This is a genomic window from Streptomyces sp. NPDC051183, from assembly GCF_040682455.1.
Lineage (GTDB): Bacteria > Actinomycetota > Actinomycetes > Streptomycetales > Streptomycetaceae > Streptomyces.
On sequence record NZ_JBFBBA010000004.1, the window covers coordinates 142,365 to 157,929 of the forward strand.

General features: G+C 72.1%; 11 protein-coding genes. 5 read left to right on the forward strand and 6 right to left on the reverse strand.

Going from position 1 to position 15,565, the window contains the following annotated elements; all coding sequences use genetic code 11:
- Window positions 1-53: 53 nt before the first annotated feature.
- Both lpdA and AB0M99_RS05110 read right to left on the reverse strand, forming a co-directional pair.
- Window positions 54-1,442, reverse strand: a complete 1,389-nt coding sequence (gene lpdA / locus AB0M99_RS05105) for a dihydrolipoyl dehydrogenase (RefSeq protein WP_365917274.1) — start codon at window positions 1,440-1,442, stop codon at window positions 54-56.
- A gap of 336 nt (window positions 1,443-1,778) precedes the next feature.
- Complete coding sequence (locus AB0M99_RS05110; RefSeq protein ID WP_365917275.1) at window positions 1,779-3,317, reverse strand: leucyl aminopeptidase; 1,539 nt, start codon at window positions 3,315-3,317, stop codon at window positions 1,779-1,781.
- 354 nt (window positions 3,318-3,671) lie between these two features.
- Here AB0M99_RS05110 and AB0M99_RS05115 point away from each other — a divergent pair, with 354 nt between their 5' ends.
- The 5 genes from AB0M99_RS05115 (at window position 3,672) to AB0M99_RS05135 (ending at window position 10,342) form a co-directional block, all read left to right on the forward strand.
- Entirely contained in the window at window positions 3,672-5,702 is a 2,031-nt protein-coding gene (locus AB0M99_RS05115) for a hypothetical protein (protein ID WP_365917386.1), read from the forward strand.
- A 92-nt stretch (window positions 5,703-5,794) separates the two neighbouring features.
- Complete coding sequence (gene pelF, locus AB0M99_RS05120; protein ID WP_365917276.1) at window positions 5,795-7,309, forward strand: GT4 family glycosyltransferase PelF; 1,515 nt, start codon at window positions 5,795-5,797, stop codon at window positions 7,307-7,309.
- Entirely contained in the window at window positions 7,306-8,838 is a 1,533-nt protein-coding gene (locus AB0M99_RS05125; protein ID WP_365917277.1) for a hypothetical protein, read from the forward strand. Before pelF ends, AB0M99_RS05125 begins: the two co-directional genes overlap by 4 nt.
- A gap of 23 nt (window positions 8,839-8,861) precedes the next feature.
- Window positions 8,862-9,509, forward strand: a complete 648-nt coding sequence (locus tag AB0M99_RS05130) for a spherulation-specific family 4 protein (RefSeq protein ID WP_365917278.1) — start codon at window positions 8,862-8,864, stop codon at window positions 9,507-9,509.
- Complete coding sequence (locus AB0M99_RS05135) at window positions 9,506-10,342, forward strand: endo alpha-1,4 polygalactosaminidase (RefSeq protein WP_365917279.1); 837 nt, start codon at window positions 9,506-9,508, stop codon at window positions 10,340-10,342. Before AB0M99_RS05130 ends, AB0M99_RS05135 begins: the two co-directional genes overlap by 4 nt.
- 181 nt (window positions 10,343-10,523) lie before the next feature.
- Here the strand turns inward: AB0M99_RS05135 and AB0M99_RS05140 are convergent, their stop codons facing one another.
- The 4 genes from AB0M99_RS05140 to cobT all read right to left on the reverse strand — a co-directional run bounded on the left by AB0M99_RS05140 (window position 10,524) and on the right by cobT (window position 15,548).
- Window positions 10,524-11,750 (reverse strand): histidine kinase, encoded by a 1,227-nt coding sequence (locus tag AB0M99_RS05140; RefSeq protein WP_365917280.1) that lies wholly within the window; start codon window positions 11,748-11,750, stop codon window positions 10,524-10,526.
- A 29-nt stretch (window positions 11,751-11,779) separates the two neighbouring features.
- Complete coding sequence (locus AB0M99_RS05145; protein ID WP_365917281.1) at window positions 11,780-12,505, reverse strand: hypothetical protein; 726 nt, start codon at window positions 12,503-12,505, stop codon at window positions 11,780-11,782.
- Window positions 12,502-14,370: a phosphatidylglycerol lysyltransferase domain-containing protein gene (locus tag AB0M99_RS05150; RefSeq protein ID WP_365917282.1), complete on the reverse strand. Its 1,869-nt coding sequence runs from the start codon at window positions 14,368-14,370 to the stop codon at window positions 12,502-12,504. The genes AB0M99_RS05145 and AB0M99_RS05150 overlap by 4 nt, the downstream gene beginning before the upstream one ends.
- 110 nt (window positions 14,371-14,480) lie before the next feature.
- Entirely contained in the window at window positions 14,481-15,548 is a 1,068-nt protein-coding gene (gene cobT, locus AB0M99_RS05155; RefSeq protein ID WP_365917283.1) for a nicotinate-nucleotide--dimethylbenzimidazole phosphoribosyltransferase, read from the reverse strand.
- Between the last annotated feature and the right edge of the window lie 17 nt (window positions 15,549-15,565).

Consider the following 15,565-nt stretch of genomic DNA (forward strand, 5'->3'; position numbering starts at 1 on the left):
GTTTCTGTTGCTCCTAACGAAAGTGCGGAAGTGGTCGTCGCGCCCAGGGACGATTAGTCGTGTGCGTGCAGGGGCTTGCCGGCGAGGGCCAGGTGGGCCTCGCCCATCGCCTCGTTCTGCGTCGGGTGCGCGTGGATGAGCTGCGCGACCTCGGCCGGCAGAGCTTCCCAGTTGTAGATCAGCTGGGCTTCGCCGACCTGCTCGCCCATCCGGTCACCGACCATGTGGACGCCGACCACGGCACCGTCCTTGACCTGGACGAGCTTGATCTCGCCCGCGGTCTTCAGGATCTTGCTCTTGCCGTTGCCCGCAAGGTTGTACTTCAGGGCCACGACCTTGTCCGCGCCGTAGATCTCCTTGGCCTTGGCCTCGGTGATGCCGACGGAAGCGACCTCGGGGTGGCAGTAGGTGACGCGCGGGACACCGTCGTAGTCGATCGGGACGGCCTTGAGGCCGGCCAGACGCTCCGCGACCAGGATGCCCTCGGCGAAGCCGACGTGCGCGAGCTGGAGGGTCGGGACGAGGTCACCGACGGCCGAGATGGTCGGCACGTTGGTCTGCATGTACTCGTCGACCAGGACGTAGCCGCGGTCCATCGCGACGCCCTGCTCCTCGTAGCCCAGGCCCTGCGAGACCGGGCCGCGGCCGACGGCGACCAGCAGCACCTCGGCCTCGAAGGTCTTGCCGTCGGCCAGCGTGACGCGCACGCCGTTCTCGGTGTACTCGGCCTTGTCGAAGAAGGTGCCGAGGTTGAACTTGATGCCGCGCTTGCGGAAGGCCCGCTCCAGCAGCTTGGAGCTGTTCTCGTCCTCGACCGGAACGAGGTGCTTGAGGCCCTCGATGACGGTGATGTCGGAGCCGAAGGACTTCCACGCCGAGGCGAACTCGACGCCGATGACGCCGCCGCCCAGGACGATCGCGGACTCGGGCACGCGGTCCAGGACCAGCGCGTGGTCCGAGGAGATGATGCGGTTGCCGTCGATGGCCAGGCCCGGCAGCGACTTCGGCACGGAGCCGGTCGCCAGCAGCACGTGGCGGCCCTGGATGCGGCGGCCGTTCACGTCGACGGAGGTCGGGGAGGAAAGGCGGCCCTCACCCTCGATGTAGGTCACCTTGCGGGAGGCGACCAGGCCCTGCAGACCCTTGTACAGGCCCGAGATGATCTCGTCCTTGTACTTGTGGACACCCGCGATGTCGATGCCCTCGAAGGTGGTCTTCACACCGAACTGGGCGGCCTCGCGAGCCTGGTCCGCGATCTCACCCGCGTGCAGCAGAGCCTTCGTGGGGATGCAGCCGTTGTGCAGGCAGGTGCCGCCGAGCTTGTTCTTCTCGATCAGGGCAACGTCCAGACCCAGCTGGGATGCGCGCAGCGCCGCGGCGTAGCCGCCACTGCCACCGCCGAGGATCACTAGGTCGAAAACGGTGCTGGCGTCGTTCGCCACGTCACGTCCTCCATGCATGTGCGCCGGGCACCGGTCCTCTGTGACCGGGCGGCGGCTGGTAATCGGCCGCTTGTTTCTTCGGCCCTGTGGTGGGGGCCCTGTCCTGCCGAGAACCCATCTTCGCATTTGTCGGGGGAACGCGGGACGCCGGGCCCGGCATCCGGCGGGCCGATCTGCCCGAAGTGAGGGTTACCGGTGCGTAGAAACCTACGGATTTCGTTGTAGGTGAACACATCCCGAGCGCACCCCGAGCCTTGGTCGAGTGCCGACCAAGGCCCGGGTGTGCGTCACGTCTCACACGGAGTACGTCTCACAAGGAGTGCGTCGCGGGCTGCGTCAGCCCAGGTCGCCCGTGGCCGTACGCTCGGCCAGCCGCACCAGGGTGCGCACGGCCGAGCCGGTGCCGCCCTTGGGGGTGTAGCCGTACGGGGCGCCCTCGTGGAAGGCCGGGCCCGCGATGTCGAGGTGGGCCCAGGTGATGCCCTCGCCGACGAACTCCTGCAGGAAGAGGCCGGCCACCAGGCCGCCGCCCATCCGGACACCCATGTTGGCGATGTCGGCGGTGGGGGAGTCCATGGACTTGCGCAGGTCCTCGGGGAGCGGCATCGGCCAGGAGGCCTCGCCGACCTCCTCGGCGATCTCGTGGATGGAGGTCCGGAAGGCGTCGTCGTTGGCCATGATGCCGAAGGTCCGGTCGCCCAGGGCCAGCACCATGGCGCCGGTCAGGGTGGCGACGTCGACGATCGCGTCCGGGTTGTCCTCGGAGGCCTTGGTCAGCGCGTCACCCAGGACCAGGCGGCCCTCGGCGTCCGTGTTGAGGACCTCGACGGTCTTGCCGCTGTACATGCGCAGCACGTCACCGGGCTTGGTGGCGGAGCCGGACGGCATGTTCTCGGCGAGGGCGAGCCAGCCGGTGACGTTGACGCGCAGGCCCAGCTTGGCGGCCGCGACGACGGCGGCGAACACGGCGGCGGCGCCGGACATGTCGCACTTCATCGTCTCGTTGTGGCCGGCCGGCTTCAGGGAGATGCCGCCGGAGTCGTAGGTGATGCCCTTGCCGACGAAGGCGAGGGTCTTCTCCGCCTTGGCGTGGGTGTAGGAGAGCTTCACCAGGCGCGGCAGGTTCTCGGAGCCCTTGCCGACGCCCATGATGCCGCCGTAGCCGCCCTTGATCAGCGCCTTCTCGTCCAGGACCTGGACCTTGATGCCGTTCTCCTTCGCGGTCGCGGAGGCGACCGCGGCGAAGGCCTCGGGGGTGAGGTCGTTCGGCGGGGTGTTGATCAGGTCACGGGCGATGTTGACCTCGGCCGCGACGATCGCGGCGCGCTCGGCCGCGGCCTTGTGCTCCTTGTCGCGCGGCTTGGCGCCCAGCAGGGCGACCTCGGCGAGCGGCTGCTTCGGGCCGCTGTTCTTGCCGCCGTTGCCGGCCTTCTTCTCGCCGCCCTGGTAGGCGGTGAAGGCGTACGCGCCCAGCAGCGCGCCCTCGGCGACGGCGGTGACGGCGGAGGCGTCGTCCAGCGGGAGGGCGAAGGCGGCCTTCTTGCTGCCGTGCAGCGCGCGGGAGGCGGAGCCGGCGGCGCGGCGCAGCGCCTCCTCGTCGTACGACTCGTCCTGCTCCGGGACCGGTCCCAGTCCGACGGCCAGCACGACCGGGACCTTGAGGCCTGCCGGAGCGGGCAGCTTGGTGGTCTCGCCTTCGGCGCCCGAGGCGCCGAGCGCGTCGAGCACAGCGGCGAGCTTTCCGTCGTACGCCTTGTCCACGGCCTCGGCGCCGGCGGCCACGACGAGCCCCTTCGGGCCCTTCGCCACGCCGACCACGAGGGCGTCGGCGCGCAGCGTCGCCGCGCCGGCAGTGCTGAGAGTCAGAGCAGTCACGGTGGTGAAGTCTCGCTTCCGTTTGTTTGTGAGGGCTGCGGTCGCGTCGGGGTCGCCGGCCGCTCCGCAGCGATCGTAATCCGGCCCGACGGCCGCCAGAAATGAGCGTACGCGTACGCGCTCGTCCGCACGTCACTCGAAGGTTTGGCAAGTTGTTCGATCAACAGGGCGGCAGGTTCACCCATCTGTGGTCTCTGTTCCAGGTTTGCCCTTTAGACCTGACGAGGTCCGAGAGACTCGAGCCACTCTCGCAAGGGGACGCGGGGTCCCTTTGCATGATTTCCACAGAGCCTCCCCGGCCGGCCCACCCCACAGGGCCGCAGTCGGAGGATGCCTGCGGGGGGAAAGGCCGACATGGTCAACAAGAAGAACCGGATGAACAGGGCCGCAGCCGTCTGCGCGGCGGCAGCCCTGGTGTCCGTGGCACTACCCGCCGTGGCCGCCCGGGCGGCGACGGCACCGCGCATCGACCTGAAGGTGCTCGTCGTCGACGACGGCGGCAGCTCGGTCGCGGCGATCACCGCGGAACTCCGCGACACCGGAGTCCCGTTCACCCGCGTCCAGCTGGGCAGCAGCGGCCGCCCCGTCATCAACGCGGCGTACCTCAGCGACACGGTCGACGGCCGCCCGCGCGCCAAGTTCCAGGGGGTGGTCCTGCCGAACGAGAACCCGTTCGGGGAGGGCTCGGCCGAGATGGCCGCGCTCGCCGCGTACGAGACGGCCTACGGGATCCGCCAGGTGGACGCCTACACCTGGGCCCACCCCGGCGTCGGCCTGGAGTACACCGACAACGGCGGCTACAGCGGCACCCTCGACGGCACCCCGGCCACCGTCACGGCGGCCGGCAAAACGGGCCCCTTCGGCTACCTCGGGGGCCAGGTCACCTTCGAGGACAACTCGCCGCTGGTCCCGGAGAGCTTCGGCTTCATGGGCAAGCCGCGCACCGGCTACACCAGTTACCTCGACGCCCCCGTCGGCTCCGGACGCGCCTCGCTCGTCGGCGAGTACACCCACGACGGGCGCAGCGAACTGGTCGTCACCTTCGGCTACAACCAGCACCAGCAGCAGTTCCGGCTGCTCGCCCGCGGCATCGTCGAGTGGCTCACCCAGGGCATCCACCTCGGCCAGGAGCGCAACTACTTCGCGGTCCACGTCGACGACGTCTTCGCCCCGGACGCCCGCTGGAACAAGGAGCTCAACTGCACGCCCGGCGACTACGCCTGCGCGGGCGGCGAGGGCAAGGAGAGCACCATCCGCATGAGTGCCGCCGATGCCCAGTACGCGGCGCAGTGGCAGACGGCCAAGTCCTTCAAACTGGACTTGCTCTTCAACGCCGGCGCCGGCGAGGAGTGGAAGGCCGAGAACGGCGGCACCGACGCCATGACGGCCCAGCTGGTGGCCGACCGGGCCAAGTACCGCTGGATGAACCACACCTACACCCACCCCTTCCTCGGCTGCGTCCAGGACACCACCACCGTCCCCTGGACCTGTACGAAGAACGCCCAGGGCGCCGTGAACTGGATGAGCCGGGCCGAGATCTCCGCGCAGATCCGCGACAACAACAACTGGGCGGCGTCCAAGGGCATCGTCACCGACCGGTCCGAACTCGTCACCGGCGAGCACTCCGGCCTCAAAACCCTCCCGCAGCAGGGCCAGGACAATCCCAACCTGGCCGGCGCGCTCGCGGACAACGGCGTCAAATGGGCCGGCAGCGACAACTCCCGCGAACCGGCGCAGCGGGCGGTCGGCGCCGCCCTCACCGTCCCGCGCCACCCGATGAACGTGTACTACAACACGGGCACCAACGCGGAGATGGCCGACGAGTACAACTGGATCTACACCAGTAGGGCCGACGGAGGCAGCGGCGTCTGCGAGGACAACCCGGCGACCTCCACCTGCCTGCCGGACCCGCTCGACACCGCCACCGGCTACCTGGACCACATCGTCCCGCAGGAGGCCCGGACCGCCCTGCGCCACGTACTGGCCAACGACCCGCGGCCGCACTACGTCCACCAGAGCAACCTCGCCGAGGACCGCACCCTCTACCCGGTGCTCAACCAGGTCCTCGACACCTACCGCTCGCTCTACGCGCCCAGCGCGCCGATCGTCAACCAGAGCATGAAGGACACGGGCGTCGAGCTCAGCCGACGCGCGGCCTGGGACAAGGCGCTCGCCGAGAACAAGGTCACCGCCTACCGCATCGGCACGGTCGTCACCGTCAAGGCGCCCGCCGGAGTCGTCGCCCCGGTCACCGCACCCGCCGGCACCAAGAAGCAACTCCTCCTCGGCACCGCGGACTTCGGCACCGCCTACGCCGGCACCCGCTCCGCCTGGACCTCGCCCGAGCTGCTCCAGAGCGCCGTCACGCTCAAGCTGCCCAGCTGACCGTCCCGAAAGCCGCCACGAGTACCACCTAGCGCCGGCGCTCCGCGAACCACGGGCGCCGGCCCCTTTTCCGTCCTGGGGGGACACACCGCATGAGCCATGGGCGTCACGTCACCATGCTCACCGAAGGCACCTACCCGCACGTCCACGGGGGCGTCAGCACCTGGTGCGACCAACTGGTACGCGGCATGCCGGAGGTCGACTTCAACGTCATAGCCCTGACCGGCTCCGGACGCGAGCCGGTCACCTGGGAACTGCCGCGCAACGTCTACCGCCACACCGCCGTCCCGCTGTGGGGCCCGCCGCCCGCCCGCGGACTGCGCCGGGCACTGCGCGGCAAGGCCCAACGCCGCTTCACCGAGACCTACGCCTCCTTCCTGCTCTCCCTGCTCGACCCCGGGCAGGGCGGCTTCTGCGAATCCCTGCGGGAACTGGCCCAGCTCGCCCGGGCCGGCCGGCTCGCCCCGGCCCTGCGCTCCGAGTCGGTCCTGCGCCTGCTGATGAGCCTGTGGACCCGCCCCGGCCTGGTCACCGCGGACGCCGAGCCCACCATCCACGACGCGCTCACCGCCACCGACCTGCTGGAACACGCCCTGCGCCCGCTCTCCGTACGGATCCCGCCCGACAGCGTCGCGCACGCCGTCAGCAGCGGACTCGCCACCCTGCCGGCCCTCGCCGCCAAACACCTCGACGGGGTCCCCTTCCTCCTCACCGAGCACGGGATCTACCTGCGCGAGCGCTACCTCGGCTACCGCAGCGCCGCCCAGCGCTGGCCCGTCAAGGCCCTCATGCTCGGCTTCTACCGCGAGCTCAACACCGAGGGCTACCGCCAGGCCGACCTGATCACCCCGTGCAACCAGTACAACCGCCGCTGGGAGGAGCGCGGCGGCGCCGACTCCGAGCGGATCCGTACCGTCTACAACGGCGTCGACCCGCACGCCTTCCCCGAGGCCGGCCCCGAACCCGAGGTGCCCACCCTCAGCTGGTGCGGACGCATCGACCCGATCAAGGACCTCGAAACCCTCATCCGCGCCTACGCGTTCATGCGCGCGGAGCTCCCGGCCCTCAGGCTGCGCCTCTTCGGCCCGGTCCCGGCCGGCTGCGAGGACTACCGGATCCGCCTGGAGAAACTCGCCGCCGAACTGGGAGTGAGCGACGGGATCACCTACGAGGGCCGCATCGAGCAGGTCGCCAAGGCCTACGCGGCCGGCAGCATCGTGATGCTCTCCTCCATCAGCGAGGGCTTCCCCTTCAGCATCATCGAGGCCATGTCCTGCGGCCGCACCACCGTCTCCACCGACGTCGGCGGGGTCCGCGAGGCCGTAGGCGACACCGGCCTCGTCGTCCCGCCGCGCGAGCCCGAGACCATGGCCCGCGCCACCCTCGCCCTGCTGCGCGACGACGAACGCCGCGCCGAGCTGGGCCGGGCGGCCCGCAAGAGGGTGGTGGAGAAGTTCACCCTCCACCAGTCCGTGGACGGCTTCCGCCACATCTACCGCGAACTCGCCGGACAGCCCGTGCTGCCCGTCCACGAGGGCGACGACTGGACCCAGCGGCTCGCCGACCCCTGGTACCGCGAACTGGCCGCCGACGGGAGCCTGTGGTGAGCGGATCCCTCTGGCTGCGCGTCCCCGGCGGCGACACCCTGCCCGCCATCCCCCGGCCCCGCCGCACCGGACCGGGCGACCCCGCCGCCGACCCGATGGACGAACTCGCCGACCGGCTCGGCGGGTTCATCGCCGCGGCCGTCCACCCCGACGAGATCGCCGCCATCCTCGAATCCGACGGGATGACCGACGAGCACATCCGGCTCACCTACGGCCGCCACGACTCCTTCGGCCTCGCCGAGGAGCTCTACGAGCGGGTGCCCCGCGCCTTCCCGGAGCCCGAGGACACCCCCGACCCGTGGAAGGTCTCCCTCACCGCCTGCCTGCTGCGCGGGCTCATCTTCGCCCTCCCCGGCCTCGCCTACGTCCTCGGCGCCCCCCTCCTGGAGGGCCCCAAGGACCGGCTGGGCCTGCCCGCCGGAACCCTGACCCTGCTCGCCGGGGCCCTCATCGGCTGGGTCTGGGACCAGACCCTGTCCCACCGCGCCTACTCCTGGCTCGGCCTCGGCGACCGGCCCGCCGCCGGGCGGACCCTGCTCGCCGGGGCCCCCGCCGGGGCCCTGCTGGGGACCGCCGCCGCGCTGACGGTCCCCGGCGGGCCGCCGTTCTCGTACGCCTTCGCCGCCGGTCAGGCCCTGTACGTCGGGGCCGCCACCGTGCTGCTCGTCCTCGGCCGCGAACGGCTGCTGCTCGCCGCGCTCGCCCCGATGGCCGCCGGGTCCGTGCTCGCGTTCTTCCTCGACCTGCCCCTCCCGGTCCGGATCGGCCTGCTGCTGGTGTCCCTGCTGGCCGCCTGCACGCTGGCCGTACGGGAACTGCCCGTCGCCGACGGGACCCGGGCCGCCGCACGGCGGATCCGGGGCTGGTCGCAGCGCCGCCCCGGCGAGGGCCCGGTGCGCTGGCGGATGCTGCGGGGTGCCGAGGAGGAGTTCGCACCGCGCGGGCCCCGCCTCGGCGAATCGGTTCCGTACGGGGTCTTCGGCCTCGGCACCGGCCTGCTCGTGCTGTACGCCGCCCTCGGCGAGGTCCTCGCCGGCGGCCCCGCCGAGGCAGTCGCGGCCCCCTCGGCGGTGGCGCTGACCCTCAGCATGGGTCCCGCCGAATGGCTGCTCCACCGGTTCCGCAGCGGCAGCCTCGCCGGGCTGCGCGGCGCCCGCTCGCCGCGCGCGTTCCGGCTGCGGATGCTCGCCACCCTGACCCAGTGCCTCGCCGCCTACCTGGCGGTGCTGCTGGCCCTCGGCGTGGCCGGCACCCTGCTCTGGCCCGGCGCCCCCGGCCTGACCGGGATCCGCGTCGCCACCCTGCTGCTGCTCGGCGCCGTGATGTGGACCGGGCTCCTCCTCCAGTCCTTCGGGGCCGTACGGCCCGCCGCGGTCGTCTGCGCCTCGGCGGCCGTCGCGCAGAGCCTGGCCCTGCTCACCGGCACGGGCCAGCCGCGCGTGGTCCAGCTGGTGGTGGCGGGCGTGGCCGCGGCCGCCCTCGCCGTACTGGTCTGCCTCCTGCTGGGCCGGGCCACCGCCCACCGCTGAATCCGTACCCGAAGAAGGACCACATGCTGCTGGTGCCCCTCTACGAGCACCCCGCCGACCAGCCCGAGGCCTGGGAGCGGCTCATCCGCTCCGCGGGCCGGCTGCACTCGGTCGTGCTCAACCCCGACAGCGGGCCGGGCCGGGCCCCCGACGAAAGGTTCGCCGCCGTCGCGGCGCGACTGCGCGAGGCCGGGGTGCCCGTCCTGGGGTACGCCGACACCGACTACGGGCGCCGCCCGCACGCGGCCGTCGTCCAGGACCTGCTGCGCCACCGCGACTGGTACGGCGCCGACGGGGCCTTCCTCGACCAGGTCTCCTCCGACTCCCGGAGCCTGCCCCACTACAACCGGCTCGCCGTCGCCGCCCGGGCCGCCGGGGCCCGTACCCTCGTCCTCAACCACGGGGTCCACCCCCACCCCGGGTACGCCGAACTCGCCGACCTGCTCGTCACCTTCGAGGGGCCCTGGGACGCCTACCGGGACGCGGCCGTGCCCCCCTGGACCGCCGACCACCCCGCCCAGCGGTTCTGCCACCTCGTCTACGCCGTCCCGCCGGGCGCCCCGACCGCCGAACTCGCCGAGCAGCGGCGCGCGGGCGTGCACTGCGCGGTCCCCGGGACCGGCGCACACCCGTGGGGGACCCTCCCGTACGCCCTGGAGGCCACCGGATGAAACGCCCGTCCTCCCGCAGCCGACTGCTGCTCCTCGTACCGCTCCTGCTCCTCGCGGCCTGCACCGCAGGGGAGTCCGACGACGACGGGCCGGACGACGTGTCGCCCGCTCCGGCGCCCGGCGAGCGCTGGCAGCCCAGGCCCGGCGTCAGCTGGCAGTGGCAGCTCACCGGGAAGCTCGACACCTCGGTGAAGGCGGCCGTCTACGACGTCGACGGGTTCAACACCACCAAGGAGCAGGTCGACACGCTGAAGCGGGCCGACCGCAGGACCATCTGCTACCTCTCCACCGGGGCCTGGGAGGACTTCCGCCCGGACGCCGCCGACTTCCCCACCTCGATGCTCGGCGAGGGCAACGGCTGGGAGGGCGAGCGCTGGCTGGACATCCGGCGGCTCGCGGAGCTGGAGCCGCTGATGGCCAGGCGCATCGACATGTGCCGGGACAAGGGCTTCGACGCCGTCGAGCCCGACAACATGGACGGCTACGCCAACAAGTCCGGCTTCCCGCTCACCGCCGACGACCAGCTGCGCTACAACCGCCTGATCGCGAAGCTCGCCCACGACCGGGGCCTGGCGGTCGGGCTGAAGAACGACCTCGGCCAGATCCCGGAGCTGGTGGGCGACTTCGACTTCGCGGTCAACGAGGAGTGCATGGACCACGACGAATGCGGGCTGCTCGACCCGTTCGTCAAGGCCGGTAAGGCCGTCTTCCACGTGGAGTACGCGAACCGGATCGGGCAGTGGTGCGCCCGCTCGCAGGCGGGACGGCTCAGCTCGCTGCAGAAGAAGGCCGAGCTGGGTGTCTGGCGGCAGGTCTGCCCCGCCAGACCCTAGGGCCTGTCGTCAAACTCCCGCCTGCCCCGCGACGCCTGGCACGCGCTCTCGCCGCACCGGGCGAAAGCCCGAGTACGGTCCAGTACGCGGGCTTCCGCCCGGCACGCCGAGAGCACGCACCAGACGCCGCGGGGCCGCCCTTCGGGCGACGACGGGAGTTTGACGACAGGCCCTAGGGAGCTCAGGCCACCGGCAGGATGGCGTGCACCCGGTAGCCGCCCCCGTACCGGGGCCCGGCGAAACAGGAGCCGCCCAGGGCGCCGGCCCGCTCGCGCATGCCCAGCAGGCCGTGGCCGCCGCCCTCGTCCTCGCCCGGGTCCTCCGGCGAGGGGTCCGCGCCGGTGCCGCCGTCGTCCAGCACGGTCACCTCCACCGACCCCCCGACCCGGACCACGCTCACCTCGGCGCGGGCCCCCGGCCCCGCGTGCTTGCGCACGTTGGTCAGCGCCTCCTGGATCACCCGGTACGCCGCCAGGTCCACGGCGGCGGGCAGCGGATCGCGCCCCCGGCCCAGTTGGACGATGACCTGCACCGGCAGTCCCGCGTGCAGGAAGGTGTCCACCAGCTCGTCCAGCACGGCCAGCCCCGGCGCGGGTTCCGTCGGCGCCTCCGGATCGCCGGACTGGCGCAGCAGCCCGACGGTCGCGCGCAGCTCGTTCAGCGCCGAGCGGCTGGCGTCCCGTACGTGGGCCAGGGCCTCCTTGGCCTGGTCCGGGCGCTTGTCCATGACGTGCGCGGCCACGCCCGCCTGGACGTTGACCAGGGCGATGTGATGGGCCACCACGTCGTGCAGGTCCCGCGCGATGCGCAGCCGCTCCTCGGCGACCCGCCGCCGGGCCTCCTCCTCCCGGGTCCGCTCGGCGCGCTCGGCCCGCTCCCGGATGGCGTCGACGAACGCCCGCCGGCTGCGCACCGCGTCCCCGGCGGCCGCGGCCATGCCGGTCCAGGCGAAGATCCCGATGTTCTCCTGCGCGTACCAGGGCAGGGGTCCGGCCAGCATGGCCACGCCGGTCAGCCCGGCCATCGTGAGCAGGCCGATCCGCCAGGTGGTGGGGCGGTCGGTGCGGGCGGCCACCGTGTACAGGGCGATCACGGTGCACATGGCGACGGGCGCCCGCGGCTCGCCGGTGGTCAGCTCCGCCAGCGACAGCGCGCAGGTGACGGCGAGCACGGTGCGCGGCCGCCGGCGCCGGAAGGCCAGGGCCGCCGCGCCCAGCACCATCAGCAGGAGGGAGAACGGCTCGGGGGTCCGGGTGCCGAAGGTCGGCCCGTGCGGCCCGTGCGGGTCGGCGAAGGAGCCGACGACCATGGAGACGAGCGCCCCGAGCGCGAGCACGGCGTCGGTGGCGAGCGGATGGGCCCGCAGCCACTGCCGCGTGGGGGCCAGCGGCCCGAGGTGTGTCGTCACCCGGATACGGTACGGCCCCGCGGACGGGCTCAGTCCCGCCGAGGCGGCGGCAGCGGGGCGGTCGCGGGCGGGGGCCGCCGGCCCAGCGGGGTGCGGGAGCGCGCGGGGCCCCATTTGGCGCGGACGACGCAGACCGCCATGACCGCGGCGATGGCGGCCAGGTGCTCCTTGCCCGCCAGATTGTCCTTGAACAGCAGCTCGCCGATCATCACCACGATCACGACGGCCCCGGTCAGGTAGGCCCGGTACCGCCAGCACACGTAGATCGCGAGGCCCACGACCGCCGCCGAGGGCCCGGTGTCGTTGACGATCCTGTCCGACACCGGCAGGCCGAAGGGGTGGTCGGGTCCGAGAGAGAGCCCGATCCGCGCGTACGTCGTCCCGGCGAGGGTGGCGACGTAGCCGATCAGCAGGGTGCGCCACCAGCCGATGCAGATCTCCGAGATGCCGAAGACGAGCAGGATCTGCGCGAGCGCCCCCCAGACCGGCAGGTCGAGCGCCGGCACGAACAGCGACAGGGGGGTCCGCAGCAGGGCCAGCCAGAGCGGGTCGGCGGCTTTGACCGACCCGAGGTTCTGGACCGGCTGGAAGCCCCATGACGTGTTCTGCACGATCTGGAAGACCGAAGTCAGGCAGACCGCGCCGAGAGTCATCGGGATCGCCCGCCACTTCTCGTGGACGAGCGCGTCCCGGACGGTCCAGAACAGGGGCCCCCACTCGCGGCGGGCGAACCGCCGCAGTGAGGCAGTGGTCAACGCTTGCTCTCCAGATGTCTGCGGTGCATCCATTTCGGCAGGCCGGGTGCCTCCAGGAAGCCCTCGGCCCGGCCCGCCGCGATACCGATCCGCAGCAGGTCCGAACTCTTCTCGAAGAGCATGAACCGCGGTTCCCAGATCGGCCGGTATTTGGCGTTGGCCCGGTAGAGGGACTCGATCTGCCACCAGCGCGAGAAGAAGCTCAGCAGCGAGCGCCACATCCGCAGCACCGGACCGGCACCGAGCTTCGACCCACGTTCGAAGACGGAACGGAACATCGCGAAGTTGAGTGAGACCTGTGTGACGCCGATCTCCTTGGAGCGCTCCAGGAGTTCGATGACCATGAACTCCATCAGGCCGTTCTCGGAGTCCCGGTCACGGCGCATCAGGTCGAGCGACAGACCCTTGGGTCCCCACGGCACGAAGGACAGCACGGCCCGCAGATCGCCCTTGCCGTCGGTGCACTCCAGCATCACGCACTGGCCGTCGCCGGGATCGCCCAGTCGGCCCAGCGCCATCGAGAAGCCGCGCTCGGTCGCGCCGTCGCGCCAGTCGTCGGCCCGCTTGAGGAGTACGTCCATCTCCTCGGGCGGGATGTCGGCGTGCCGGCGGATGCGGACCGTGTAGCCGGCGCGCTTGACGCGGTTGTACGCCTGGCGGACGGTCCGCATGGCGCGGCCCTCCAGGGTGAACTCCGCGGTCTCCACGATCGCCTCGTCGCCGAGTTCCAGCGCGTCCAGGCCGTGCCGGGCGTAGATCTGCCCGGCCTCCTCGCTCGCGCCCATCACGGCCGGCACCCAGCCGTGCTCGCGGGCCTCGGCCAGCCACGGCTCGATGGCGCCGGGCCAGGCCTCGGGGTCGCCGATCGGGTCGCCGGAGGCCAGCGAGACCCCGCCGACGACGCGGTAGGTGACCGCGGCCTTGCCGGTGGGGGACCAGATGACGGACTTCTCGCGGCGCAGCGCGAAGTAGCCGAGCGAATCGCGGTCGCCCTGCTTGGCGAGCAGCGCCCGCAGCCGGTCCTCGTCGTCCTCGGTGATCGGGTCCACGGCGCGCCGCGAGCGGAAGGCCGCGAACAGCACGGCGATCAGCAGCAGCGTCGACATGACGTTGATGAAGACGTCCACCCAGCCGGGCGTGGTGATCGTGCTGCTGATCTTCTCGTCGGGGGCGAGGGTGATCAGCCGCATCACGCCGTACCGCCAGCGGGCCAGGAAGGTGGCCTCGGCGCGGTTGGGGTCGATGTTCGAGGCCCCGACGAGCAGGGCCGCGGTCAGCGAGGTGACCAGCAGGCCGATGGAGGCGACGGCGGTGGCGAGCGCCGGGTTGGAGCGGTCGCCCTTGGCGTAGAACTCCCGGCGGCCCAGCAGCAGGGCGCCGAAGAAGGCGGCGGTCATGCCGAGCGAGACCCAGTTCTGCGCGTGCTCCCGCATCTCCGGGTAGTCCGGGTTGCAGAAGGCGTACACGAACACGGCGAGCGTGATCCCGCTCAGCACCGTGTTCAGGACCCAGGCGGCGCGCTTGCGGCGGCGCATGGTGACCGCGAGCAGCAGCGAGAACAGTCCGGGGGCGAAGCCGGGCGCGAGCAGGTACGGGGTGTAGAAGTCACCGGTGTTGTGGCTGCGCAGGTCCTGTCCGAGCGACACCCACACCGCGCTGAGGAAGTTGACGAACGTGACGGCGCGCAGGTACCAGACCGCGAACGCGGCGCCGCGCTTCGACCGGGCGCTTCCCCCGCCGGTCTCCCGGCCGCCCCCCGCCTTGCCGGCGTCGCCGCCGGTCTCTCTCCTGCCGCTCGGTACCCCGCCGGTTCCGCGGTCGGTCTTCCGGTCGGTCTCTACGCTGGTCAAACGGACCTCTCCCATGAAAAGCGATGATATGGGGCGCCGCCCGTCCATGCCGGTGTCCCCCGGACGGAGTCCGGGAGCCCGGTCCGGGGGGCCACGGCCTGGTCAGGGTCGCGGGCCCCGATGGCTCATTCCGCCGGCTCGTCCGCCGCCGCCCGCTCCGGGAGTTCCGCCGCGAGTGCGGCGGCCGCCTGGACCAGGGGAAGTGCCAGCAATGCCCCGGTTCCTTCTCCCACAGTGACGCCGTGGTCGAGCACGGGGTTGAGTGCCATCCGGTCCAGGGCCTTCGCCTGGCCCGGTTCGCCGCTGGCCTGTCCGGCCAGCCACCAGTCCGGGGCCCGGAACGCGGCCCGCTGGGCCACCAGTCCGCAGGCCGCCGAGACGATCCCGTCGAGGATGACCGGCGTACGGCGCACAGCGCACTGGAGCAGGAAGCCGGTGATCGCCGCCAGGTCGGCCCCGCCGACCGCCGCGAGCAGGGCGACCTGGTCGCCGAGTACGGGGCGGGCCCGGCGCAGCGAGTCGCGGATCGCCGCGCACTTGCGCATCCAGGCCAGGTCGTCGATGGGCGCACCGCCGCGGCCGGTGACGACGGAGGCGTCCGTTCCGCACAGGGCGGCCACCAGCGTCGCCGCGACGGTGGTCCCGCCGACGCTGAGGTCCCCCAGGACGACGAGATCCGTACCGGAGTCGGCCTCCTCGTCGGCGATCCGCATCCCGAGCCGCAGCGCGGCCTCGGCCTCCTCGGCCGTCAGCGCGTCCTCGATGTCGGTGCGCCCGCTGCCGCGCCGGACGCGGTGGCGGGTGATGTCCTCGGGGAGCAGCTCCGGGTCGCAGTCCAGTCCGGCGTCGACGATCCGTATGGTGGCGCCGAACCGCCCGGCCAGGATGGCGACGGCGCTGGTCCCGTCGAGCACGCCCCGGACCAGTTCGTGCGCGCTGCCGGCGGGCCGGGCGGAAACGCCCAGCGAGGCAACGCCGTGGTCGGCGGCGAACAGTACGACGCGGGGCCGCTCGACCGGCTTCACCGGCACCTGCCCCTGCGCGGCGGCGAGCCACTCCGCGAGTTCGTCGAGCCGCCCCAACGCCCCGGTCGGCACGGCCAGCCGCTCACGGCGTTCCTCGGCATCACGACGGACGCCCCCGTCGGGGCGCTCGATCAGATCGGAGAAGTCGTCGAGATTCAGCGTGGTCATCTGCCAGAGCGTACAGC